The organism is Pandoraea horticolens (assembly GCF_902459555.1).
Classification (GTDB): Bacteria; Pseudomonadota; Gammaproteobacteria; order Burkholderiales; family Burkholderiaceae; genus Pandoraea; species Pandoraea horticolens.
Window position 1 is genome coordinate 1 of sequence record NZ_CABPSM010000063.1, and the last position, 639, is coordinate 639.

The 639-nt window shown below is 44.1% G+C and carries 1 protein-coding gene; it reads right to left on the reverse strand.

Going from position 1 to position 639, the window contains the following annotated elements; genetic code table 11:
• A partial coding sequence (locus tag PHO31112_RS27365) for a hypothetical protein (RefSeq protein WP_174995920.1) occupies positions 1-639 on the reverse strand: 639 nt, incomplete at both ends.

Sequence of the window (639 nt, forward strand, 5' to 3'; positions counted from 1 at the left end):
TTGACAAGTATTGAGATAAGAAGGGATCTCGTTCGAAATTCCACTCTTTGGCGTATTCCAAAATAAGTAAGGTTTGGTGATCCCCTGAGGTCCTGCGACGATACTGATATAGTCAACCATCTCCAGACCGAGATCATGATCAATACCATCTATGGGATCCAAACCAATAGCACTATAAGCCGCGTAGTGTAGCGTTCCACGCCGCTTATAAAATAGGTAAAATATATCTCCTTTTGAAGTGCTGAGGTGATACGGCACCATTGACTCTTCTGGCTGAAATTTTCCCACATGGATATTATGCGGACCTTTCCCAAGTGGAAGCAAATTATGGTTATCCGCATTAAGACCGTCGCCACTCGTTAATACCATCGGGAAATTCTGGCTGTTCACATAAAAAATAGCTACCCTATTTTTACCTTTACCTTTATAGGCAATTGCCTGCGGTGTGCAATGCACTACGCCATCAGAACCTTGCAAAAACGAACAACCCATGTAGCTCGTGACGTTGTCAAACTTCTTTGTGTCATCCAAATAATGGCGCAATGTATTGGCATAGGCCGCCTTTATCTCAGTCAGTGATTGAGCCGCGTAAACTAAGCGCGTTCCCCGACTCAAGCTACCAGAACCATTGGGCATAGT